This is a genomic window from Priestia megaterium NBRC 15308 = ATCC 14581, assembly GCF_000832985.1.
In the GTDB taxonomy this organism is placed as follows: domain Bacteria; phylum Bacillota; class Bacilli; order Bacillales; family Bacillaceae_H; genus Priestia; species Priestia megaterium.
On the sequence record NZ_CP009920.1, the window covers coordinates 567,081 to 589,789 of the forward strand.

General features: G+C 35.1%; 26 protein-coding genes. 12 read left to right on the forward strand and 14 right to left on the reverse strand.

What is annotated here, in order from left to right; genetic code table 11:
• The first annotated feature begins 305 nt into the window (after nt 1-305).
• Nucleotides 306-1,496: a DHH family phosphoesterase gene (locus BG04_RS03640; RefSeq protein ID WP_013084434.1), complete on the forward strand. Its 1,191-nt coding sequence runs from the start codon at nt 306-308 to the stop codon at nt 1,494-1,496.
• A gap of 369 nt (nt 1,497-1,865) precedes the next feature.
• Here the strand turns inward: BG04_RS03640 and BG04_RS03645 are convergent, their stop codons facing one another.
• The 8 genes from BG04_RS03645 to BG04_RS03675 all read right to left on the reverse strand — a co-directional run bounded on the left by BG04_RS03645 (nt 1,866) and on the right by BG04_RS03675 (nt 5,675).
• Entirely contained in the window at nt 1,866-2,336 is a 471-nt protein-coding gene (locus tag BG04_RS03645; RefSeq protein WP_013084435.1) for a DinB family protein, read from the reverse strand.
• Nucleotides 2,337-2,597: 261 nt separating this feature from the next.
• Nucleotides 2,598-2,750: a YjcZ family sporulation protein gene (locus tag BG04_RS03650; protein ID WP_013058439.1), complete on the reverse strand. Its 153-nt coding sequence runs from the start codon at nt 2,748-2,750 to the stop codon at nt 2,598-2,600.
• 287 nt (nt 2,751-3,037) lie between these two features.
• Nucleotides 3,038-3,145, reverse strand: a complete 108-nt coding sequence (locus BG04_RS29315) for a YjcZ family sporulation protein (protein WP_016766356.1) — start codon at nt 3,143-3,145, stop codon at nt 3,038-3,040.
• Nucleotides 3,146-3,346: 201 nt separating this feature from the next.
• Nucleotides 3,347-3,685 carry a CotD family spore coat protein gene (locus tag BG04_RS29050; protein WP_051975561.1) on the reverse strand — a complete coding sequence of 113 codons (339 nt, stop codon included), beginning with the start codon at nt 3,683-3,685 and terminating at the stop codon, nt 3,347-3,349.
• Between the two features lie 186 nt (nt 3,686-3,871).
• Nucleotides 3,872-4,060, reverse strand: coding sequence for a hypothetical protein (locus BG04_RS03660; protein WP_013084436.1), 189 nt, complete (start codon nt 4,058-4,060; stop codon nt 3,872-3,874).
• A gap of 130 nt (nt 4,061-4,190) precedes the next feature.
• Nucleotides 4,191-4,934, reverse strand: coding sequence for an HAD family hydrolase (locus BG04_RS03665; RefSeq protein WP_016766358.1), 744 nt, complete (start codon nt 4,932-4,934; stop codon nt 4,191-4,193).
• 219 nt (nt 4,935-5,153) lie between these two features.
• Entirely contained in the window at nt 5,154-5,336 is a 183-nt protein-coding gene (locus BG04_RS03670) for a hypothetical protein (RefSeq protein ID WP_025749972.1), read from the reverse strand.
• A 132-nt stretch (nt 5,337-5,468) separates the two neighbouring features.
• A complete protein-coding gene (locus BG04_RS03675) occupies nt 5,469-5,675 on the reverse strand; it encodes a hypothetical protein (protein WP_016766360.1) in 207 nt (68 codons plus the stop codon).
• Between the two features lie 186 nt (nt 5,676-5,861).
• Here BG04_RS03675 and BG04_RS30880 point away from each other — a divergent pair, with 186 nt between their 5' ends.
• The 4 genes from BG04_RS30880 (at nt 5,862) to BG04_RS30885 (ending at nt 7,069) form a co-directional block, all read left to right on the forward strand.
• Nucleotides 5,862-6,026 (forward strand): hypothetical protein, encoded by a 165-nt coding sequence (locus BG04_RS30880; RefSeq protein WP_016766361.1) that lies wholly within the window; start codon nt 5,862-5,864, stop codon nt 6,024-6,026.
• Nucleotides 6,027-6,068: 42 nt separating this feature from the next.
• Nucleotides 6,069-6,275 (forward strand): hypothetical protein, encoded by a 207-nt coding sequence (locus tag BG04_RS03680; RefSeq protein ID WP_016766362.1) that lies wholly within the window; start codon nt 6,069-6,071, stop codon nt 6,273-6,275.
• Nucleotides 6,276-6,617: 342 nt separating this feature from the next.
• On the forward strand, nt 6,618-6,827 hold the full coding sequence (locus tag BG04_RS03685) for an alpha/beta-type small acid-soluble spore protein (RefSeq protein WP_034649774.1): 210 nt from the start codon (nt 6,618-6,620) through the stop codon (nt 6,825-6,827).
• A gap of 83 nt (nt 6,828-6,910) precedes the next feature.
• Entirely contained in the window at nt 6,911-7,069 is a 159-nt protein-coding gene (locus BG04_RS30885) for a hypothetical protein (RefSeq protein WP_013084443.1), read from the forward strand.
• A gap of 218 nt (nt 7,070-7,287) precedes the next feature.
• On the opposite strand, the gene BG04_RS03690 is transcribed toward BG04_RS30885, so the two are convergent.
• Entirely contained in the window at nt 7,288-7,920 is a 633-nt protein-coding gene (locus tag BG04_RS03690; protein WP_016765089.1) for an esterase/lipase family protein, read from the reverse strand.
• Between the two features lie 181 nt (nt 7,921-8,101).
• Between BG04_RS03690 and BG04_RS03695 the strand changes: the two genes are divergently transcribed.
• Together BG04_RS03695 and BG04_RS03700 are read left to right on the forward strand one after the other, a co-directional pair.
• Nucleotides 8,102-8,464, forward strand: a complete 363-nt coding sequence (locus tag BG04_RS03695; protein WP_016765090.1) for a DMT family transporter — start codon at nt 8,102-8,104, stop codon at nt 8,462-8,464.
• Between the two features lie 4 nt (nt 8,465-8,468).
• Nucleotides 8,469-8,879, forward strand: coding sequence for a YvaD family protein (locus tag BG04_RS03700; RefSeq protein ID WP_034649771.1), 411 nt, complete (start codon nt 8,469-8,471; stop codon nt 8,877-8,879).
• Nucleotides 8,880-9,019: 140 nt separating this feature from the next.
• On the opposite strand, the gene BG04_RS03705 is transcribed toward BG04_RS03700, so the two are convergent.
• The 3 genes from BG04_RS03705 to BG04_RS03715 all read right to left on the reverse strand — a co-directional run bounded on the left by BG04_RS03705 (nt 9,020) and on the right by BG04_RS03715 (nt 13,524).
• Entirely contained in the window at nt 9,020-10,528 is a 1,509-nt protein-coding gene (locus BG04_RS03705) for a glycoside hydrolase family 32 protein (RefSeq protein WP_034649768.1), read from the reverse strand.
• 54 nt (nt 10,529-10,582) lie between these two features.
• Complete coding sequence (locus BG04_RS03710; RefSeq protein ID WP_051975560.1) at nt 10,583-12,292, reverse strand: alpha-glucosidase; 1,710 nt, start codon at nt 12,290-12,292, stop codon at nt 10,583-10,585.
• A 239-nt stretch (nt 12,293-12,531) separates the two neighbouring features.
• A complete protein-coding gene (locus BG04_RS03715) occupies nt 12,532-13,524 on the reverse strand; it encodes a LacI family DNA-binding transcriptional regulator (RefSeq protein ID WP_034649765.1) in 993 nt (330 codons plus the stop codon).
• A 396-nt stretch (nt 13,525-13,920) separates the two neighbouring features.
• Here BG04_RS03715 and BG04_RS03720 point away from each other — a divergent pair, with 396 nt between their 5' ends.
• The 5 genes from BG04_RS03720 to BG04_RS03740 all read left to right on the forward strand — a co-directional run bounded on the left by BG04_RS03720 (nt 13,921) and on the right by BG04_RS03740 (nt 21,102).
• The gene (locus BG04_RS03720; protein WP_034649762.1) at nt 13,921-15,150 is read left to right on the forward strand and encodes an MFS transporter; all 1,230 of its coding nucleotides are present in this window, start codon (nt 13,921-13,923) and stop codon (nt 15,148-15,150) included.
• Nucleotides 15,151-15,916: 766 nt separating this feature from the next.
• Entirely contained in the window at nt 15,917-17,560 is a 1,644-nt protein-coding gene (locus BG04_RS03725) for a spore germination protein (protein ID WP_034649760.1), read from the forward strand.
• Nucleotides 17,550-18,758, forward strand: coding sequence for a Ger(x)C family spore germination protein (locus tag BG04_RS03730; protein WP_034649757.1), 1,209 nt, complete (start codon nt 17,550-17,552; stop codon nt 18,756-18,758). The genes BG04_RS03725 and BG04_RS03730 overlap by 11 nt, the downstream gene beginning before the upstream one ends.
• 38 nt (nt 18,759-18,796) lie before the next feature.
• Nucleotides 18,797-19,888, forward strand: coding sequence for a GerAB/ArcD/ProY family transporter (locus BG04_RS03735; protein ID WP_034649754.1), 1,092 nt, complete (start codon nt 18,797-18,799; stop codon nt 19,886-19,888).
• A gap of 110 nt (nt 19,889-19,998) precedes the next feature.
• Nucleotides 19,999-21,102 carry a GerAB/ArcD/ProY family transporter gene (locus tag BG04_RS03740; RefSeq protein ID WP_034649752.1) on the forward strand — a complete coding sequence of 368 codons (1,104 nt, stop codon included), beginning with the start codon at nt 19,999-20,001 and terminating at the stop codon, nt 21,100-21,102.
• On the opposite strand, the gene BG04_RS03745 is transcribed toward BG04_RS03740, so the two are convergent.
• A complete protein-coding gene (locus BG04_RS03745; RefSeq protein WP_034649750.1) occupies nt 21,095-21,328 on the reverse strand; it encodes a YczF family membrane protein in 234 nt (77 codons plus the stop codon). The genes BG04_RS03740 and BG04_RS03745 overlap by 8 nt on opposite strands.
• A gap of 808 nt (nt 21,329-22,136) precedes the next feature.
• Nucleotides 22,137-22,418, reverse strand: a complete 282-nt coding sequence (locus BG04_RS03750) for a MerR family transcriptional regulator (RefSeq protein ID WP_095378573.1) — start codon at nt 22,416-22,418, stop codon at nt 22,137-22,139.
• Nucleotides 22,419-22,709 lie beyond the last annotated feature (291 nt).

Genomic DNA, 22,709 nt, shown 5'->3' on the forward strand with positions numbered 1-22,709 from the left:
TAAAAGAATGTAAAAAACCAATGTTTTTCTTATATCATAGATCTCATTATGGGTAACCAAGATGTTTTCTTGTTACATACAATACCTTTAAACGAAGATGCTCTTCCCTAAACATATAATTAAGGCAGCACTCTAGTTTGTATTCAGATAGGTCAAGTGGAAAGAAGCTTTATATGTTATGCTTTTTGGACGTTAACATAGTTACCTAAAGAAAAATTAGTTTTACCATAGTCCTCTTCAGCAAACTAAAGCTTCAGCGGTTAAAAACCTTTCTCTCGTATCATAATAATTTCGAGGTGAAAGATATGTATAAACTGTTATCACATACGGATTTAGATGGAGTTGGATGCGGAGTTTTAGCAAAGTTAGCTTTTGGAGATAGAATAAAAATTCGTTATAACTCTATTGCATCGCTTAACCGTGAAGTAGAATGGTTTTTAGAAAATGAAGAAAGAAATACACATTTATTTATCACGGATTTATCAGTAAACGAAGAGAATGAAAAAAGACTTGAAGAGTTTTATCAAACAGGAGGAAAAGTCCAGCTGCTTGATCATCATAAAACAGCTCTTCATTTCAACGAATATGAATGGGGACACGTTGTCGTAGAAGACAACGAAGGGAGCTTAGCCTCGGGAACGTCCTTGTTTTATGAATACCTTATAGAAAATGAACTTATCCAGACTTCCAATGCGGTTGATGAATTTGTAGAACTAGTAAGGCAGTATGATACTTGGGAATGGGAAAAGAACAACAACCAAGAAGCACACAGGCTAAATGCTCTCTTCTTTTTAATATCTATTGACGAGTTTGAAGAAAAAATGGTTAACAGACTTCAAAACAGTGACCACTTCTTTTTTGACGAGTTTGAACAGAAGATATTAGATATGGAAGAAGATAAAGTAGAACGTTATATTCGTCGAAAAAGACGAGAATTGGTGCAAACCTCTATAGATGACTATTTGGCAGGGATCGTGTACGCTGAATCGTATCATTCAGAACTTGGAAACGAATTAGGAAAAGAATATCCTCACCTTGATTACATTGCCATGTTAAATATGGGAGGAAAACGAATTAGTCTTCGGACCATTCATGATCATGTGGATGTATCAGAAGTTGCTGGTCACTATGGAGGCGGAGGTCACGCAAAAGCTGCTGGATGTTCGTTAACTAATGAAGCTTATAACCAGTTTGTAACAGATACATTTCATCTGGATCCTGTACGAGAGGATGCAAGAAGAAACCGATATAATTTGAAAGAATCTTCATCTGGTTCTCTCTACGAAACTCAAAATGATGATATGTTCCTTGTTTCTCTTCAGAATGAAGATGAATGGATAATTGAAAATAGCAAAGGGCTATCGATTCATACATTTAAAAGCTTTAAGGAAGCAGAAATCTTTTTAAAAAGGAATTATGCCGCCTGGTTAGTAAGAGATGATATCTTTGTAAAGTATTTAATAAGGTATATAAAAAAACTAAAGCACGGAGAATAAGCACCGAAACATATTTTGATTCATCTAATGAATGAAAGACCCAGAAAAGCTATTAAACGAAAATGAAGTAGCTTTCCTTTCCCCCAGCTCCGCTTGAACGTTCAGGATCAGGTTTGGATAATATTCCATGCGGAGCATGTTTTCAAGATCCAGAAGTCGCAGCGGCTATCTTCATGGAGATAGCCGCTGGTATAGTTGCTTATAGCTAATTAATTGGCTCGTCTATTCGGAAAGATATTGCAGTGATGTTTGGTCAAATTCACAGATTGCAAACACTGAGCTTTCTATAAATGCCCAAAAATGTTTCTTAGAAAATAGGGACATTATGGTAACTAGTTTTATCTATGATATACATATTATCTAATTGGTTTAATCCCATATCCTAGGTCGATCAACCTCCATGATTCTCAAATACTGTAAGAGTTGTCCAGCGTGTACGGATTCATGATAGCCTATCCGCATCAACATATCCCCTAAAGAACGAATATAACCAACATCTGAACGGTCTATTTTAATATTAGTTAAATCTTCTTCAGAAAAAGTAGTAATCATGTCTAAAAATTGTTGATGGTAGGATGCTGCAAACTCCAATTCATCCTTTATAGATTGTAAGGGTCTTTTTTCAAAAGGAGAATCAAATTCCTTTAAGCTGCCCAAATTTTCGATAGCTAGATGATAATAGTATTCTGACTCCAAGACATGACGAACCATTTCTATGCATGTCATAGCTTCTTTATCCGGCTTCCAATCGAGTTTATCATCAGGAATTGCTTGCCAAACCTTTATACTTCTTCTTCTAATCTCTTTTATATTTAATACTATCGCATCTGTTCCATTCATTTCCATACCTCCTCTTATCATCATTTTACATCATTTCCCCAAAACAAAGAGGTGAATTTTCAACTAAACTTATTTCAAATATTCATGGTTCTTATGCTGAGTATAATAACTTTCATCCTTAAACGCTTAATAACAAGCTGTATACCATTGGTTAAAACAGCAGGTATTAGTACTAATCACTATACATGTCCCTATTTAACAAATAAAAAAAGCTAGCATAAAGCTAACTTTTTTAAGTTAGAGAGAAAGGCAGGCTAATAATTAGCAACCGCCAAATCCTCCCCAACAAGCACAGCCAATAATGATTAATAAGATAAACAGCACGATAATTAAAGCAAAACCACTGCCACCGCCGTAACCGCAGCCGCCGCCATAACCATAGCCACAACCTCCGCCATAACCGCCAAAGAACATAAACTTCACCTCCTTCTCGTTCATACATTTAGCATATGATGAAAAACGAAATTTGCTCCACGAAGTGGATAGACTACGTTTTATATCACTATAAATAAAAAAATAATAACCTTTTAGTTTCTTTTACATACAATGAAGCATCCTCAGATCCCATATATGAGTTTTACTCCCTCTGCAATAGATTGTTTGTATTCCGCCCAATCAGTTCTATTGCGTATAAAAGTTGCCCCGCACAACCTAGAATAAAAAAGTCTTTCTCACATTAGAGAAAGACTTTTTTATTCTTATTAATAGCCAAATCCGCGGCCGTAACAGCTGCATCCAATAATGACAAGAAGAATAAACAGGACAACTAATAAAGCAAAACCAGAACCAGCTCCACCATAACTAGACATACAAACACCTCTTTTCGTGGTATTTAACTAAAAGAAAAGACTTTAAATATACATGGGTTAAGGTATTATATGTAGACATAGCTCATATCGATTGGATTTTGGTCAAAAATAGGCTACTTTGTTTAACGATTGCTAGATAACATTATAAATTTCACATAGTAAAAACCCTTCATTGTTAAAATGAAGGGGCTTTTTTGGCTATCAGCACCAAGGACGAGGTCTAGGAGGGCAGCTTGGAGCACAAAAATGTTGATGCGTTTCCTGACATACAACGGATTCTGTATGCGGGAATGAGTGCATATATTTATAATTTTTTTGATAAACATTTGTGGTATGACTAGGATGCACCACTGGCACAAACACATCTTGACCAGTAAAAGATGTATTTTGTTTAACTGGGTCATACTGAGCAGGCATAGTTTGAGAAGGTAATTGGCCACATGGTTTAGCTGGAGGATAACCGCAGTTACCTTGCTGAGGATACATAGCCCCTTGATAACCACCATAATTAGAGTGCTGATAAGGATAGTTGTTTCTCATATTAAAAATCTTCTCCTTTCTGTTAGTAGACTCCTCTTACTGTATGTGAAACAACCATAGAATGTTTGGACAAATACCTAAAGAAGACCCTAATTATTTAGGGTCTTTTCTACTAAGAGAAAAAGAAATGTGTATCCTTAGTAACATAGCTATGAGACTAAGAAATAAAAGGTTTTTTAATGCCCATTATTCCTCAAGATTAACATCCATCGCTCCGTTATCAATATTATTTAAAATGGTTTTGTTTTTATCGTCTAATTCATTACGTAAAAGTGAATTACGCGTCGCTTCGTATAAATCGTAGCTTCTTTCATCAACTGGAGAATTATGATCTTCACATATCATTTTTTCTGATTCTTTAGAGTGATCTGCCATATCAGTCACCTCCTCTGTATAGTATGTGAGTTGATTAGAAAAAACATAAGAACTTTATCTGGCTACCGTTGGGTAAGGTTTAATCAACGGTTAGCTGTTTCTATATATTGTGTTTACATATGACCTAATATTAGGTGGACACAACCGTTTCTTGAGCATGCTTTTGAATGATTTCTGGAACTTCCAGCAACGAATTAACGGTTATCAATTTACCTTTTGGCGCAACATCAATTTTAACTTGGTTGTAGCTCCACTCCAGTTCAGAAGGTACGTGAATCGCATGTATTCCAGCTTCTACTGCCGGTCTTATATCGGTTTTTAATGAATTGCCAATCATCCAAGTCTTTTTTGGATCGTACTTAATTTGGTTTAGTATTTCTTTTAATGCAGCTGTATCTTTTTGTTCAGAAATAAATACCCTTTTTTCAAAGTATTTAGCTAGCTCTAGCTGAACAATTTTTCTACCTTGATTTTCCTCGTCTCCACCTGTGTGTAAGTAGAGATCATGTCCTTGTTCTTTAAGCTTATCTAATACTTCATACATATTTGGCAAAGGCTCTATCGGTACTTCAAATACACTTTGACCAATTTTTTTGACTCTTTGGACTCTATCTTCATGGATATCTTGATGATTTTGTTCACTAAAAAATAAATAAGTAGCTACTAATGATTCTGGAAATCGGGAAGAGTGAAGGCCATGCTTTTCGATACTTTTTAAATCTATCTCTAACTGCTTTTGTTTTATTTCTTCCTTAGTCAGATTCTCAAACCATTCCTGCAATTGAGCCACAAAAGCATTTATGGTGTCTCTAAAATATTTATTACAGTGAACAAGCGTATCGTCTAAATTAAAAAGTAGGGTTTGCTTCTGCATTTCGTTAAATCCTTTCTACAATGGATGTACAGACAATATATGAAAAAACACTAACCATTTTTATTACCTATCCACACCTAACACGAAGGTGAATTTCCCAATAGTTAGGTACAAGCAATTGATTACTATACTGAAATGAAAATATTTAGTGGAAAGACCCTTCTAGCGTATAAAATAGAAGGATCTTTTTATAAGGTAAAAAGCTGCAGGATATTCCTGCTAATAAATATAACGTTCAAAATGCTTTCTATTCATGTTCGTTTTGAACGTAGAGGTACTCAGTCCTGAACGATTTATTAGTGGTTGGCTGCCTTCGCCTTCTTTAGGTATATTCATTTCAAGACCTTGTATAGTGAAAGGATCATACATATACGTTGTTCGTTCAGTTTCTGTGTGCGACATTAACTTCACCTCTATTAATAGTCCTCATTTTTTTAAATCATGTTAACTCGTTTACAGCAGGTTCTTTAATGAAAATATCTGCGTTTCATAGGTCTTTTCGCTTAAAAAGACCGCCGTTTTCTACTTTTTTTATTAAGTTGTAATTTCTTGTGGATCTTCGCCTTCAAGGTCAGTGAAGAAATTTTCTAAGGTTTCCCTCGGATCAAGAGCACGCCCATCTTCTTCGACAATACGGTTAAGCGTAGGGTCATTATTGCTATCTTTATTTTTATAGTTGTTATAATCAACTCTTTCTGCAATTCCTGAATTATCAACGCCTTTAAAGTCTTTCTTTGGCATAAAAACACCTCCTAGCCCTATTGTTTGAAAATTTGAAGATAAAATAAGTGGAAGGTTAAGTTATATTTTTATTTCCCGAGAATTAATTAGATACTTGTTGCAAAGAGCCATGTACAACATGCTTAATTGTTTTACGAACTGGGGAAACTAAATCGTCAAAACTTACTTTACTGAGGAGGAATATAAGTGGAAGGAAATCCAAGCACAAGACAGTTTCAGGATGATTTAAAGCAGTATCAAATGCCAGATTCAGTAAAACAACAAAAATCTGGAACTTATCGAGTTGGATTTGAATCAAACACTGGAATTGAAAAAGTACAGAATCAGCAAGAAGGAAAAGAAAAGAAATAAGCTTGATCATTTTATACTTTTACATGACGAGGAGGGCATCCCATGGATCAACAAAAAATGTTAGCAAATGAATTAAGTAACATGCTTACAGAAAATAAGCTGCCGATTACAATTGAAGAAGATATCCATGAAATCTGCAGAGGTTTACAATCAGGTGAAATCAGCGTGAATGATTTGAAGGAAAAAGATCCTTTTGTTGTAAATGCAGTTCAAGAAGCAATGGATAGAATCAATAAACCTAACTCTTAAAATAGATATAAAAAGCAATCCTTTGAGGCAGCTTTTTGAATATTGATCGTTTTCATCAAGCAAAAGACTAACTCTTTATAGAGTTAGTCTTTTGTCCTTCAAATAATATACCCATGGACATGAAAAAAGAATGACAAACGAGTTGTCATTCTCTCTCCTACACATGGCAAGCTTTTAGTTTTTAGTCACAAGGAAATGAAACATCTAATCCCACTTTTTACAGTGTCGGTTGTTTCTAAAAATTAGTATGTCATCCTAACAAGAAAATATACATCCATTATTTACCACGAATACATCTCTTCCACAATAGGAAACTTAAGAAAAACAAGGAGGTGACACAACATGGCAAACAACAACAGTGGTAGCCGTAACGAATTATTAGTAAACGGTGCTGAACAAGCAATCGATCAAATGAAATATGAAATCGCTAGCGAATTTGGTGTAAACCTTGGTGCTGATACAACTGCACGTGCAAACGGATCAGTAGGTGGCGAAATCACAAAACGTCTTGTACAAATGGCTGAGCAACAACTTGGCGGCGGACGTTTCTAAGACAACTTTATAATTGATGGCTGAAGGAAGAATGGGGCTCCATTCTTCCTTTTTGTACGAATAAAAAAGGAAGGAGAGATCATATGCAGCAACATCAATCAGCTAAAGAAAATGCGGGTTTTACTGAGAAACCAGCAGCTTCTGCAACAAATGCACAAAAAGTAAAACAAGAAATCCAAAGAGACGTAAATGAAGGACAAGGCGCAATGACTTCTCGAGAAGCAGGCGCAATGCGCGATTAAAAATCAATTTGAGCGCTTTTTAATCATCGATTCTTTGTACAAAAACCTAAAAAAGTACCTTGATTAACTGAGGTACTTTTAGCACTCTATTCTATTTCGGCGCGGGAGCTGCTTTGACTTCGATTGTTTCATCGGGTACATGCTGGTGAAACACAAAGGCAAACATTCTGATTCTAAATATATAAAAGTCGATCCTGCCTTGTTCACCTGAAAAATAACTAGTTTGTATTTTGTCCCCCGCCATTCAGCCCTTCTTTTATGTACGCGTTAACCTGACTATTTGAAAGCAATCCAATATGTCCAATGCCATAAAGTTGAATGTTTCTTGCTCCTTGCAGCCTAGAGAGACTATTAGCAACAATTTGATCATTTATGCTGTAGATCGACGTATAAAGAATTTTTTGATTGAGATCTGTACCTGGGAGTGCTGTCGAAGAAACTAAACCATTCGCTCCTCCTAACGTCACGACATTTTCAATCTTATTCCCTCCCCCTAGATATTTAATATAATACAGCGTGTTTGCTCCGCCCATACTATGAGCAACAATATCTACCTTCTTAGCTCCCGTCTCTTTCAACACTTGATCAATGTATCGAGCAAGCTGAGGTCCATTATTCAAATTGTTGCCTGTCTTATCTACAAAATCAATAGCATAAAGATCATTGCGATCCCAACCTTGAGCAATTAAATAGTTTTTGATAGCAATAAAGTTATAGGACGCACCGCTGATTCCATGAACAAGAACAACCGGATTGTGATTTGATTCAGCTTTAGCATTCGAAGGCTGAATTCCTAATGCAGATACAACCAGGGATAAAGCAAGAATTAATGCGACAAACGTTTTCTTCATTTCTTTTCTCCTCCTCAAAATATATAAGTAACAACATCTATAGATTATATATAAAAATCCTAATATGGTAAACTTATACTTATAAGGTATTTAAAGTTATATTTATTTGTTATCTATGAGTATTTTTATGATAAAAATCATCACCTAAGCTTTTTTGTAAAAAATAAGGAGGCGAAGAAAGTTGTATTGGATTTATCTATGTTTAGCTATTCTTTTTGAAGTTGCTGGAACTACGACCATGAAATTATCAGAAGGTTTTACCAAAGTTATACCAAGTGTATTGCTTATACTTTTTTACATTTGTAGTTTATACTTTTTGACATTAACGTTAAAAAGTATAGAAGTTTCAATTGCTTACGCTATTTGGTCAGGTATGGGGATTATAATTATTACGTTAATTGGATTTATGTACTTCAATGAAAGTGTAAGTCTGCTAAAGATCGTTGCTATAGCTCTCATCATTATCGGTGTAGTGACATTAAATATGACTGGGGAAAAAGAAGCTAATGCTAGTAAATCCACTTTAGAAGAACACATTAGATAAAAAGATGAAATATTTAAAACCTTTTTTTCTCGTCACAGATATAGGATTTATTATCTATTGGATTGCTACTTATTTTCAGCTTATACCTCAAAGTGCGGCTTTTAAAGATTATAATAATCGCATAATCATAGCTTGGAATTGGTCTTTCTTCCCTCTAGATATTCTTATTTCATTCACTGGATTATTTAGTCTATATTTATATAAGTTAAATAAGGAATCATGGAAGGGATACGCTTTAATTTCTTTAGTTTTAACATTTTGCTCAGGACTACAGGCCATCGCATATTGGGCATTTATTAAGGATTTCGATTTAACATGGTGGGCTTTTAATTTATACTTGATGATTTACCCTCTATTCTTTATAAAACTATTTATAAAAGATAACAGTAATCAAAAAAAGCACTTTTCCATGTAATAAAGATATTAATGTACATATAAAAGGGACAGATCCCCTTAAGGGGATCTGTTCTTCAAGTTAATCTAGTTACATAAATTGTTGTAATTTCTTTCTTTTACGTTGCTTGGCTACTATCTTTATCCAATTCCTATTAGCCTTTAAAAAATCAGTGGAGAAACGCCCTTGCTTAAGTTCCATTTATTTAAGGTAATCAATTCAATTTCTTGATCTGCAAAGAAACAAATACCTTTTGCATTGTCTGCGGGATAGATTCCGCTCGTCATCACTTTCTCGCCTTCATTAATAAAAACTTCGATGGAAGATTTATCAACAAACAGATGAAGATGCAAGTGATTATCATTTAATCCAACAGGTGCTTTTCTTATTCCCCCATCACCTTCACCTGATTTATCACGATTAAAGATAAACAAACTTTCTAGCCTATCATAAGTTAAGAGCGTTTCCTGGTGAGTGTCATTATCTGTTCTCACTTTTATTCCGAACTGTGAAGCAGCTTTTGCGTTAATTTCCACTTCAAGTTCGTAACAATCACCTGAAATACCTGCAAGTTCTTGTTCTCCGTTAACCGTGATATTTTTATACTGCACGTGATGTTGACGAAGCTGCTTAAGCTCTGGAATTGGTTTACTAATTATATTCCCTTGTTTAGTAGAAAGCTCACGCGGAATAGTCATTGCGCCTGCCCAATTGTGTTTTTGTTCAGGCATGCTGCTTTCCCACATAGCCATCCACGCTATCATAATGCGTCTGCCATGTTCATCTTCTGCCGTCTGAGGAGCATAAAAGTCAAACCCGTAGTCCAAAAGCTGAAAGTCTTCGTGTTGAAGCAGCCCTGTTTTATAGTCCAATTTCCCTTTTACATATCCAGCTTGATGTAAGTTATGGTAGAGATCCCCTTCTGATTTCATTCCTTGAGGTGACATGACAAGCACGTCTTGTCCATCAAGACTAAAAAGATCTGGACACTCCCACATAAAACCAAGATTTCCTTGGCTTTTGGCCATTACATTCATAAACTCCCAATTCAACAGATCTCTTGAACAATACAAAAGAACTTGCCCTTCATGATCCTTTGTACGTGATCCAAGAACACAATAATAATAGTCGTCTTTCTTCCATACTTTTGGATCTCTAAAATGATAAGGGTGAATATCTCCTTCAGGCGCTAAATCAATAACTGGATTTTGAGGTACTTTATTAAAATGAACGCCGTCTTCGCTTACAGCAAGACACTGAACCTGTCGTAAGTCCGTATCATAGTTATCCCCTGTCCACACATTCCCTGTGTACATTGCATAAAGCTTCCCGTCTTTTTCAATTGCACTTCCTGAAAAACATCCATCCCTATCGTATTCTTCACTCGGAGCAAGAGCGATAGGAAGGTGTTCCCAGTAAGTAAGATCCTTACTTTTTATATGCCCCCAATACATTGGCCCCCACTCGGGAGAGTAAGGATGATGTTGATAAAACAAATGATACTCACCTTTATAAAAGCTGAATCCGTTTGGGTCATTCATCCAGAATGCTGGTGTAGACACATGGTATTGTAGTCGCCAATGATTCTGATCAACAGACTCCTGCTCGTTTAACACAGATTCTATTGCCTTTGAGATTTTTTCTTGATGTTGATTTCTTAATGTTTTCAAAAGATTTCACCCTACCTTTCTATACGTGAATCAGTCAATTGTGATAAAAACAGATTAAAATGATAAATCGACTTCACAAACGATGGACTCGTAAGGTCGTAATTTTATCTGGTTTAGGTGTAATTCTAAATAATCATAGTTGGATAAAATAACATTTTTTATATTAAAATCTAAGTTTAGAGTCAACTCTTTATTATCAAAGTTAGCAATCACCGCTATTTTTTTATCGTTCAACTCTCTCGTGTAGACCATGATTTGCAGGCTATCTTTAAACATGTCTTCGTATTTACCAAAAGCAATAACATCTGAATATGGACTGCTTTTTCTTAAACTAATTAACTTTTTATAGAAATAAAATAAAGAATTATGATCTTTTAAAGCATTCTCGACGTTAATAAAAGAGTAATTAGAATTTATCTCTAGCCACGGTGTACCTTGGCTAAATCCTGCATATTCAGAATGATTCCACTGCATAGGTGTTCGAGAATTATCACGACTGCGTCTCCAAATCGCTGCTAATGCTTCCTCTTTTGAGAAGCCTTCTTTCAGCGCAGAGTAATATTGATCGATTGAAGCCAAGTCATTATAATGCTCAATTGATGGATACTGTACATTTGTCATTCCAATTTCTTGCCCTTGATAGATAAATGGCGTTCCTTTTAAGAAGAAATAGACGGTAGCTAACATTTTAGCTGGAATAGGTCCTATATCTTCTGGTTTAATAAATTTGTTTAAAGAACGAGGCTGATCATGGTTTTCTAAATAAAGCGCTCCCCACCCTGTGTTGTTATAGAACGTTTGACTGTCAGAAATGGCTTTTTTGAAATCAAGCAGATTCCAATTATAAGGTTCATACCATTTTCCTTCTTTTCCTACATCTAAATCGACATGATCGAACTCAAAAAGCATACTAAAATGCCCGTCTTCCCCCGCATAAATAGGCAATTCTTTGTATGATACCCCAGGTGCTTCTGCCACGGTTAAGATATCATGTGAAGTAAAAGCTTCTTTACGTAGTTCACTTAAAAATTCATGAATGCCTTGTTGGTTGGTTTCAATTACATTCATTCCATCATGCGAATCAGCAAAGTCCTGTCGTTTTTTTATAAATGTAATGGCGTCTACTCTAAAGCCGCTAATTCCTTTATCTAACCACCATCTGACCATTTTATAAACGGCATTTCGAAGATCAGGGTTTTCCCAATTAAGATCAGGCTGTTTTTTAGAAAATGCATGAAGATAATACTGTCCGGTTTGCTCATCATACTCCCAGCACGAACCGCCAAAAATAGATTTCCAATTGTTAGGCGGGGCCTCGTCTTTTCTTCCGTTTCTCCAAATATACCAATCTCTTTTAGGATGATTTACATCACTTTTTGATTCTATGAACCATTCATGTTCATCCGAAGTATGATTAACTACTAAGTCCATAATAATCTTTATATTTCTTTTTTTAGCTTCATGGATTAATAGATCCATATCTTCCATAGAGCCAAATTCCTCTGCAATTGCTTGATAATCAGAGATGTCATATCCGTTATCGTCCATTGGTGATTGATAGACTGGGCTTAACCAAATAACGTCGATACCTAACTCTTTTAAGTAATCTAATTTTTGAATAACTCCTTTTAAGTCACCAATTCCGTCACCATTAGAGTCATAAAAACTTTTCGGATAAATTTGATATACAACTGCTTCCTTCCACCATTGTCTATTCTTTATTGTAGCGCTTTCTTCATTCATTCTTTCACTTAGTTGAACCATTTTTATCAGCTCCCGTATTTTTATATTAAAATTATGTACTTATTCTTCGTTCATATGGTACCGATACCATATATGGTTAAAAAAATTTATGCTATTAAAAAGTCTGATATAACCCTTCTCATTTAAGATAAATTCATTGTATTACATCATGGGAACGGTTTCAACAACTTTTCTGAAAATTTTTCAAAAAAAGGTGAGAACGAATAAATCCAGCTCTCACCTTCATCTGATATCTCCCATTACGTTGAACTTCGAACAACCAGCTCGATTGGAAGTTCAAAAGTTTCCACTTTCACTTCAGAATCATTCAACATATCAATAAGAGTTTCCATTGCTTTAATCCCCATCTGATCAATAGGTTGTCGTATAGTTGTTAGCTTTGGATCTAACATTTGCGCAAGAGGTTGATCATCAAAGCCAATAATAGCCAAATCATTAGGTATTTTTAGACCGCACTCTTTGGCTTCAATCATCATTCCCCCGGCAATTTCATCACTCCCTGTAAATATAGCCGTTGGACGATCCTCCATTGACAGGATTTTTTTAACTACTTGTTTTCCGTCTTCAATACTGTGTTGATTAACAAAGATCCATTTTGGATCCGGCTCGATCCCTGCCTCTTGAAGTGCTTTTTGATAACCTTGATTACGGTCCTTGTCCTTGCCTTCCTCTGCAAACAATCCACCTGTACAGTACCCAATTTTCCGGTGGCCTTTTTCAAGTAAATGCTTTACGCCTATATACGCACCCTTGTATTGATCTAATCGAACAATTGGAACATTTGCGTTGTTTACATATTCATTGCATAACAAAATAGGACCAGATTCAGTAAACGGTTCTATGATACTCCAGTCATTTTCAATAGAGGTCATAATAATTCCGTCAACTTGCTTTGTTTTTAGTAAATTTAAAAAGACCAATTCTTTCTCTTTATCTTCATTACTTTGAAAGATTAATACGTGATAGCCGTTTTTATAAGCAACTTGTTCAATTGAATCGACTAAATAAGAGAAAAATGGATTTACGATTCTTGGTACAATGACACCAATTGTAGTTGTTACCTGTCCTCTTAACTTTCTTGCCGAAGGGTTCGGGGTATAGTTAAGCTCTTTCATTGCTTTTAGCACCAGATTTTTTTTCTCTTCTGAAACATATGAATGATTGTTTATAACACGGGAAACGGTTGTTTTTGATAACCCCGATAATTTTGCTACGTCATATATGGTAGGCATTTATTTATCACTCCATCACTAACTGAAATCAGTTTCATACTTATTTTACGTTAAAAAAGAGCCAAAATGCAATGAATGAATTCGTTTGCATCTCTACTATATCGTGTGTTCAATAAGAATATCAGTAAAATCGCTGTGACTCTTTAAAATAGAACCTTTTTATATAAAATGTTTCATGATTAATAAACCAGCATACTTAAAAAGATTTATTTTATAAGCAAGAAACCAGTACCACACTCAAAAAACACATTATACTTAAAAAAACCTTTTTTAAAGGGCATTTTTGTTAATTAATTTCTTGTTGACATATGAAATCGGTACCATATATAATACAATCAAATCGAAAACGCTTTCTAAATAAAATTTAGATACATAAACAGCAAAGGGGATTTAAATATGCAAAACAATAAACTTTACTGGAAGCTAAGCAGTTTCTTTTTCTTGTTCTTCTTATCTATTGCCTCTATTTTCACTTTTTTTGCTATCTGGTTGGGACAAAGCCTTAACCTTTCCGGAGCACAAACGGGTATTGTTTTTTCTGTAAACGCTGTCTTCACTATGCTTTTCCAACCGCTTTATGGATATATCTCTGACAAATTGGGCTTACGAAAAAATTTATTATACTTCATTTCAATTTTAGTTATTTTATCTGGACCATTTCTCATTTTCATCTATCAACCTCTTTTAAACTGGAATTTTTGGATAGGAGCCCTGACAGGCGGGTCTTATCTTGCCATCACTTTTTTAGCTGGTATCTCAGCTATCGAGTCATATATCGAAAAAGTTGGCAGAAAGTATGAGTTTGAATTCGGTCGTGCAAGACTTTGGGGATCAATAGGGGCCGCCGTGGCAGCTGCTATTGGAGGACGAATGCTTAACATTAACCCTGATATCAACTTTTGGATTGCATCGGGATCAGGCATTCTCTTATTACTTGTTATTTTCCTTACAAAAGTAGAAGTATCCACTATCGAAGAAAAGAAGGCAAAGTCCCTTTCTGTGCAAGATTTGGGCAGTTTATTTAAACGAAAAGATTTCTGGATTTTTATGATTTTTATGCTCGGGACGGGCTGTATTTATAATGTTTTTGACCAGCAATTTCCTGTATATTATGCCTCTCTGTTTCCAACAGAACAATTAGGAAACCAAATATTTGGTTACTTAAATGCAGGTCAGGTCTTTTTAGAATCCGGTATGTTATTAGTTGCTCCATTTATTGTCCGTAAAGTAGGTCCTAAAGGAGGTTTAATTTTAGCGGGAATTATTATGATTTTGCGCGTAATAGGTTCAGGTCTAGTATCAGATCCATACAGCATTTCATTTATTAAGCTTCTTAACGCACCAGAGTTTGCCATTATCATCGTTTCTGTGTTTAAATATCTGGCTACACATTTTGATACAAAATTCTCTTCAATTTTATATTTGGTTGGCTACCAATTCGCGATGCAGCTAGGAGCTGTTATACTCTCTCCTATCGTAGGAAATCTATACGATTCAATTGGTTTTCGTCAAACATACTTAATCATGGGGGTTATTGTCACTATCTTTACTCTATTTGGTGCATTTCTTTTACGGAACAAGAATCAAGCATCTAAAGATAGGAACGATTCAAAACTTACTGCTTAGAATCAGGAAAAATATAATAAATAGGCTTATAACTTCAAAAATGTCTTTTAAGGTGTTCCTATTAATTGTGATTCTCATAATTTTGAAAGCCTTTGCTAATTATAGCAGAGGCTTCTTTTTGGTGAGTTTCTTCTATTATAAAATGATCTTTTTTAAAGTACTTTCATATTGCTTTATTACTTTATAAAATATTGTTTTCTTCATTTTTTCTTCTTTCATGACTTGTACAGTTTTGGTTTAATTTTATTTCCTTCATTTATAAACTTCCATAAACTCCTAGCTAACTTCAGCTTTAAGTCTTTCAAAAGTTATCCTCTTATTCAGCGCAGCCTCAATTCCCTCTCCTTGATGCTTGCGAATACGCTCTCTTTCTTTTAGGAGCACCTAAAACAGAATTTGTAGAATTAAATCCGCAATAAATGTTCCAGTACTAGCCTAGCCTTATTACTGAGCTGTATCCAACAATAGCATATCCAAAACTGTAATGACTGCCTCACCCTCATCCTCTTTTTTGATGGCATTCTACTCTTACAGGCTTTCCCAAAACGCTCTAACGAATAGAGATATTGGCAGGTCTATTCAATCTCAATCCAGTTATCACACTGTAGTAACTTTTATGTTGTGTTAGCTACTTTCCTTTGGAACAGGTTAATGAAGGAAGAATGAATGTATAAAAAAGTAATATAAGGAAAAATTACTAGTGAATATTGGAAAAACCAATGTCCTCTTCAGTCGATGACATACAAAAGTGGAGGGTTATTAAAATATGAACAGCGCCTGGAATCGCCTGATAAAAAAAGCCAGAAAACCAAAAAAAATGCCCCCTCAGTATGAAGAAACCACTTCGAATGATGAGGCTCTTCATTCATCTTTGGCTGAAAATCTAACAAAAGTAAAGAATTCGTTAGGCAACAGTGGAGATTTAGTGGTTCGAGATTTTAAAATGGGGAAGCCCTTTTTATGTAAAGTAGCTTCTATTTATATAAATGGATTAACGGATAAAGAAATTTTAGGAAACTCCATTATAGAAAGGCTAATGAATGATGTAGAGATGATTAAAGAGGAAGCCCCTTATGGACCAAGCGAATTAGGGATTTACATAAAAGAACATATATTAACTATTACGAATGTGGGAGAGATAACGAATTTCGATAAACTTTTTTTCCATCTTTTATCCGGCGAAACAATTGTCTTAGTTGATGGATGGAATCGTGGCTTTGCCTGTGCCGCGCAAGGAGGAGATCTTAGAGCCATTTCAGAACCCGTGGCAGAATCGTCCGTTCGAGGCCCTCGAGATAGCTTTACAGAGTCCCTTATCACTAATACAGCAATGATTCGCCGTCGTATTAAGAGCCCAAACCTCTGGTTAGAAACGAAGGAAATAGGAACAATCACGCAAACTGGCGTTGGGATGATGTACGTAAAAGGCATTGTCAACGATAAGCTTCTTACAGAAATTAAAGAAAGATTAGGTAAAATGGAAGTAGATGAAGTTCAAGGCTCGAATACAATTGAAGAATGGATTTCCGATGAAACTTGGACACCTTGGCCAACTGTTTTTATCACAGAACGACCCGATGTGGTGGCAGGAAATCTATTAGAAGGAAGAGTCGTGATTTTTGTGAATGAAACACCTACGCCTCTTATTGTCCCTGCGACTTGGAATCAATTTTTCCAGACGGCGGAGGATTATTATTTGCGTTGGACAATGGCTAGCTTTTTGCGCATATTGAGAATCATTTCTTTTTTAATTACTCTTCTTGGCCCATCTTTATTTATTGCGTTTCTTTCCTTCCATCCAGAATTAATTCCAACACCGTTGCTGATTAATTTGGCAGCCCAGCGTCAAAATATTCCATTTCCAATTATTATAGAAGCGCTATTGATGGAATTTACCTTTGAAGTATTGCGAGAAGCTGGTGTTCGTATGCCGCGTCCCGTTGGTCAGGCTGTTTCCATCGTCGGGGCTCTTGTATTGGGGGAAGCAGCTGTTTCAGCTGGGATTGTTTCCAGCGCGATGGTTATTGTCGTGGCAGCTACGGCTATCGCAAGCTTTACCATTCCTCATTATGCAATGACGGATGCTACTCGTTTACTTCGGTTCGGAATGATGATTTTAGCTAGTTTTTTTGGATTATATGGTATTGGATTAGGAGTAATCATGTTAGTAGCTCATACGTGCAGCTTGCGTTCCTTTGGTATTCCGTACTTAGCTCCTTTTGCCCCTGCCATTTTAGCTGATCAGAAAGATTCCATCTTCCGTTTTCCTTTACCTTTTATGTCTAAACGCCCCCGTTTAATTAGTCAGGTGAAAACGAAGCGAACAGACCCTAATCAAAATCGCGGGCCTTCACCAAGGAATGGACAGATGAAAAATCAAGAATCAAAGAGGGATTCTGATGAGACATAGATCATTGATACTTCTTTTGCTTTGCGTATTGTTAGTCTTCTTGTCAGGCTGCTGGGACAGAGAAGAACTACAGCAGCTAAGTATCGTTTCAGGAATGGCTATTGATAAAGGCAGCAACAAAGTAAAGAACAGATATAGAGTTACGGTTCAAATTATCAATCCTTCGCAAGTAGCTGGTGGCCAACAAGGAGGAAAAGTTCAAGCTTCGCCTGTGACAACCTTTACTGAAACAGGAAGTACCCTTGCCGAGACCCTTCGAAAGATTTCAACAAAGTCACCTGGAGAGCTTTTCTTTCCTCACCTTCAAATTTTAGTAATCAGCGAGAAGGTAGCGAACCAAGGAATTGAAGATTTATTTGATATGATCGAACGGGATAGCCAGTTTCGGGTCCTTTTTCCAGTTTTAATTGCAAGAGGACATATTACAGCGAAAGAAACGCTAGAAGTCACAACATCATTAGAAGCCATCCCTTCTGCAAAGATTGGAAATGCTTTAAAATCTTCTGAAGACGACTGGGGAACCTATAAAAGTACGCGTGCAGATCAAGTGATTCAGGGGTTAAAAGAAGGAAGCGTAGCAGTCACAGGTGTTAAGATTAATGGGGAGAAAAAGAGTGGAAATGCAACAACAAATACACAACAAGTTTCTCCAAGTGCAAACATTGAAATTAAAGGGATTGCTCTTTTTAAAAATGGAAAGTTAAAAAAATGGTTGGATGGGCCTCCTGCACGAGGAGTGACATGGATTACGAACGAAATGAAACGAACCGTGATGAACCTTAATTGCGGAAAGAAAAAGGATGCCATTGCAATTGAAATTTCGCGTTCTAAATCGGCTACCCATGTAACATTCAAACATCAGAAACCAGCTATCTATATTACTGTTCACTCAGAAGGGACAGTCTTAGAAAATAATTGCTCTATAGATCTTGCCAAATCACAAGCTCTTGGCCAACTAGATGAACAATTAGAAGAAGAGATTAAACAGGAAATACTATTGGCAGTAAAAAAAGCTCAAAAGCAAAAAAGTGATATCTTCAATTTTGGTGAAACGGTTAATATAGCAAATAAGCATGTGTGGAACAACATTAATAATTCATGGGAAAAAGACATTTTTCCAGAAACAGAAGTTCATGTGAATGTACAAGCTATTATTCGTCGGACAGGTATGACAACCAAGTCCTATATAAACAAATAGAATAATCATAAAGGGTAAAGGAAGGAGTTGAGAGACGAATGGAAAAAGCAAAATTAAGTGTCATTCAACTCTTTGCTCTCATGTTTATCTTCGAAATGGGAACGGCATTAGTGGTTAGTTACGGGACAAATGCCAGAAAAGATGCATGGCTTGCTATTCTCCTAGCCCTTTGTGGAGGAATCGTATTATTTTACATTTTTCACTTCTTATATCGCCAATATCCCAACTTGCTCTTCACTGGATATATAAGAGAACTATTTGGTAAATACTTGGGATGGATAGTTGGTTTATTATACTGTCTTCATTTTTTGTATATTTGCGGAAGAAATGTACGTGAATTAGGGGATTTATTGGTTTCATCTACTCTGTCGGAAACTCCCTTACTAGCCATTAACCTTACACTTGTGCTTGTGATATGCTACGTCATTCATCTAGGGATAGAAGTAGTAGGGAGAACAGCAGAAGTATTTATGGTTGTCTTACTCTTACTTGGAGCGGCAGGGAATTTTTTTGTTCTTGTATCAGGAGATGTTGATTTTCACCAGATACGTCCCTTTCTTGAACGCGGATGGAAGCCTATCTTTACCACGGCTTTTCCCCACCTTCTCATCTTCCCGTTCGGCGAAATGATTGCTTTTACAATGCTATTACCATACTTAAACCGTCCTCAATTAGCAAAGCGAGCATGGTTGGCAGCTATGATTTCGAGCGGGATGATTCTAAGCTGGACCGTTTTGTTAAATACATCCGTTCTTGGTGTAGATGTGATGCAAAGATCTGTATTCCCTACGTTGACAGCAGTTGGGAAAGTCAATCTATTCGATTTTATTGAAAGATTAGATGCAATTGTGGTATTCACTTTGTTGATTACCGTCTTTTTCAAAGCATCTATTTATCTATATGCCGCGGTTTTAGGAATAGCTGATTTATTTAAATTAAAAACGTACCGTCAAATTCTTCTCCCAATCGGAACTATTGTCATTTTTTTATCTCTCGCTATGGCTTCCAGTTTTTCAGAACAAGGAGAAGAAGGCTTCCTTAATCATTACCTTTCGCTTGCTCTTCTAATTGTTGTTCCTATGCTCATGCTAGTAGTTTCTGTTATCCGCAATCATTTTACAAGAAAATGAACAAGCAATGGTTTTAAACTAATTTTATTACTAATCATTATGAAAACTTTTAGTAAATAATTAAAAAAGCCCGAAGGTCAAACATAATAAAGAAAGGAGACGCCTCAAAGATGGAGAAAGCAAAAATAAGTGTTACACAACTCTTCGCCCTTATGTTTATCTTCGACTTGGGTACTTCTCTCATTGTCAGTTATGGAATTCCAGCTGGCAAAGATGCCTGGCTTGCTATCCTTCTGGGAATGGGAGGAGGCATACTCTTATTCTTTGTTTACTATATGTTATTTCGTCAATATCCGACCATTCCCCTTACTGGATATGTTAGAAAAATATTTGGTGAATTCTTTGGCTGGGTGCTTGGATTATTATACTGTTTGTTCTTCTTGTATATTGCAGCTAGAAATGTACGTGATTTCGGGGACTTATTGACTTCGTCTACTTTACCAGAAACCCCATTACTAGCAATTAATCTATCGCTTATTCTTGTTATGTGTTATGTCATTTATCTAGGGATAGAAGTAATAGGTAGAACAGCAGAAGTATTTATTGTCATCCTGCTATTATTTGGGCTAGGAGCTAATTTCTTTGTTCTTGTATCTGGAAATGTTAGTTTAAATCATATCCGCCCCTTTCTTGAACACGGGTGGAAACCCATTTTAACTACAGCGTTTCCTCCTGTTGTATCTTTTCCATTTGGTGAAATGCTCGTATTTACGATGCTGCTACCATATTTAAATCGTCCTAAACTAATAAAAAAGGTGTGGTTATCTGCATTAATTTCAAGTGGGTTAATCCTAAGCTGGACAGCTGCTTTAAATATGTCGGTGCTAGGTTTGGATGTAATGCAAAGATCTACATTTCCTACCTTGGCTACGATTGGAAAAGTTAATCTATTTGATTTTATTGAAAGACTGGACGCAATTGTAGTTTTCACCCTGTTAATGACCGTTTTTTTCAAAGCATCTATTTTTATGTATGGAGCTATCCTTGGAATTACTGATTTATTTAAGGTGAAGAACCGTCAGCAAATCATTCTTCCCATGGGCTTTATTTTGATCTTTCTCTCCATGACAATATCTTCCAGTTTTTCAGAGCATTTAGAAGAAGGGTTTACTATTACATTAAAATATCTTCATGTTCCTTTTTTGATTATTATTCCTTTGTTTATGCTGGTTGTCTCCCTCATTCGGAACTATGTGAAGAAAAAAACTAGTTAGAACGGTATCGTTTCTCTTTTTTTTTAATAATCATAAAAATTTGTTGACCAATGACAATAAGAAAAAGTGCAGCTAACATGATATATTCAGCATTACTCATTACCCAAAAAGGATTTAGAAGGTGCAGAAATGAATCATAAAAACTAAAACCTAATAGATAATCCATTAGCAAGAGGTTTAAAGTAGATAATAAAAAGACAATAATTATTGCTAGAAAAATCTTCATGTTCTTCCCTCCTTTAATTTAAAGTAAATATATTATTTGTCAAAAATAAGGTTTTTAATAATAAACCTTGTCGTTTGAAATTAAAAGAAAGGCGTAAGATAGTATAAAATATCTTGTGTAAATAAATAAGTACAAAAAAGAAGGACTTTTCTTAGATAATTAAGTAACTTCAACCATCCTAAAGAAAGAAGGTCTTCCTCTGAATGAGTTTATAACAGTTCTTGTTCAAGCTTTATTCCCTAACGAAGAGTAACTGCACCCTTCCTTGCTTCTGTATAGTCAGCGCTTTGCGACAAGATCTCATATTGATTTTAATTAAGCTCGTACAGAACTAAAAATGATGGTTAAAACAAACTAAGGAATAATTTCTATAAGAGAAGAAAATTCATTTTATATTTATATAAAATTATTGATCAGCTCTTAATTTTCGCTCCTCAATTTTTACGTTAGAACCACAACGAGTAGGAAGATTCATAATATATACATCTTTAAAGATGTATATATTATGAATCTTTTAAGGTAAAAGACTATTTTATTTGCAATGATTTTAGTAAAGCAGCCTGTAATTCTATAAAAGAGAGCATCATATATAGATAAACAAATTCAACTATACAAGTAATGTTTTTTATAACCCGATTTATAAATATTTTCATATCATTTATCTCCTTCATATATAATTCAGCCTTCTGGAAATTGAAAAAAGTATAGCGAAGAAAGAATTTTAAACTATTTTAAGCAATGTAATAGTAATCATTAATCTTGATAAAATTATTTAATTAGGTTTGTAGAAAATAAGTTCTTAGTTGACCTATAATCGTTTTGTTTCTTGTATTAATACCTTTTTTCTTCTTTTATAAAGATCATCTCGAATTTCTCGTGTAAGAACTCCATCTTCTATTTTTTCTGCAATATCCATTAATCTCTCAATATCAGAAAAAGAATACCTGCGGGTACCAGAACAGGTACGTTCAGGAAAGATAAGTTTTTGAGTTTCATAATAACGAATTTGTCTCTCAGACAATCCGGTCATTTCAGTAACAGTTTTCATAGTCATTATTTTTTTCTCTCGATATAAATAATTATTCTTCAAATATATCCTCTCCTTTATCTATTTGATTGGTTTTAAAATAATAAAGAATAAGTAAGTATGTATGTTATGAATAATAAATCTAATATAATATCTAAATTTTCAAATAATTATTCCTACAATAACAACAACTTATACAAATAATCTACAACTTGGTTATAATTCCTAACACGAATATTTAATTAGTAGAAATATATTAGATATATATTTATTAGAGAATAGTCACAAGATTCCTGATCCTTAATGGATAATACTGAAAAATATTCTTAGTTTAACAATCTAAAGTTATATATG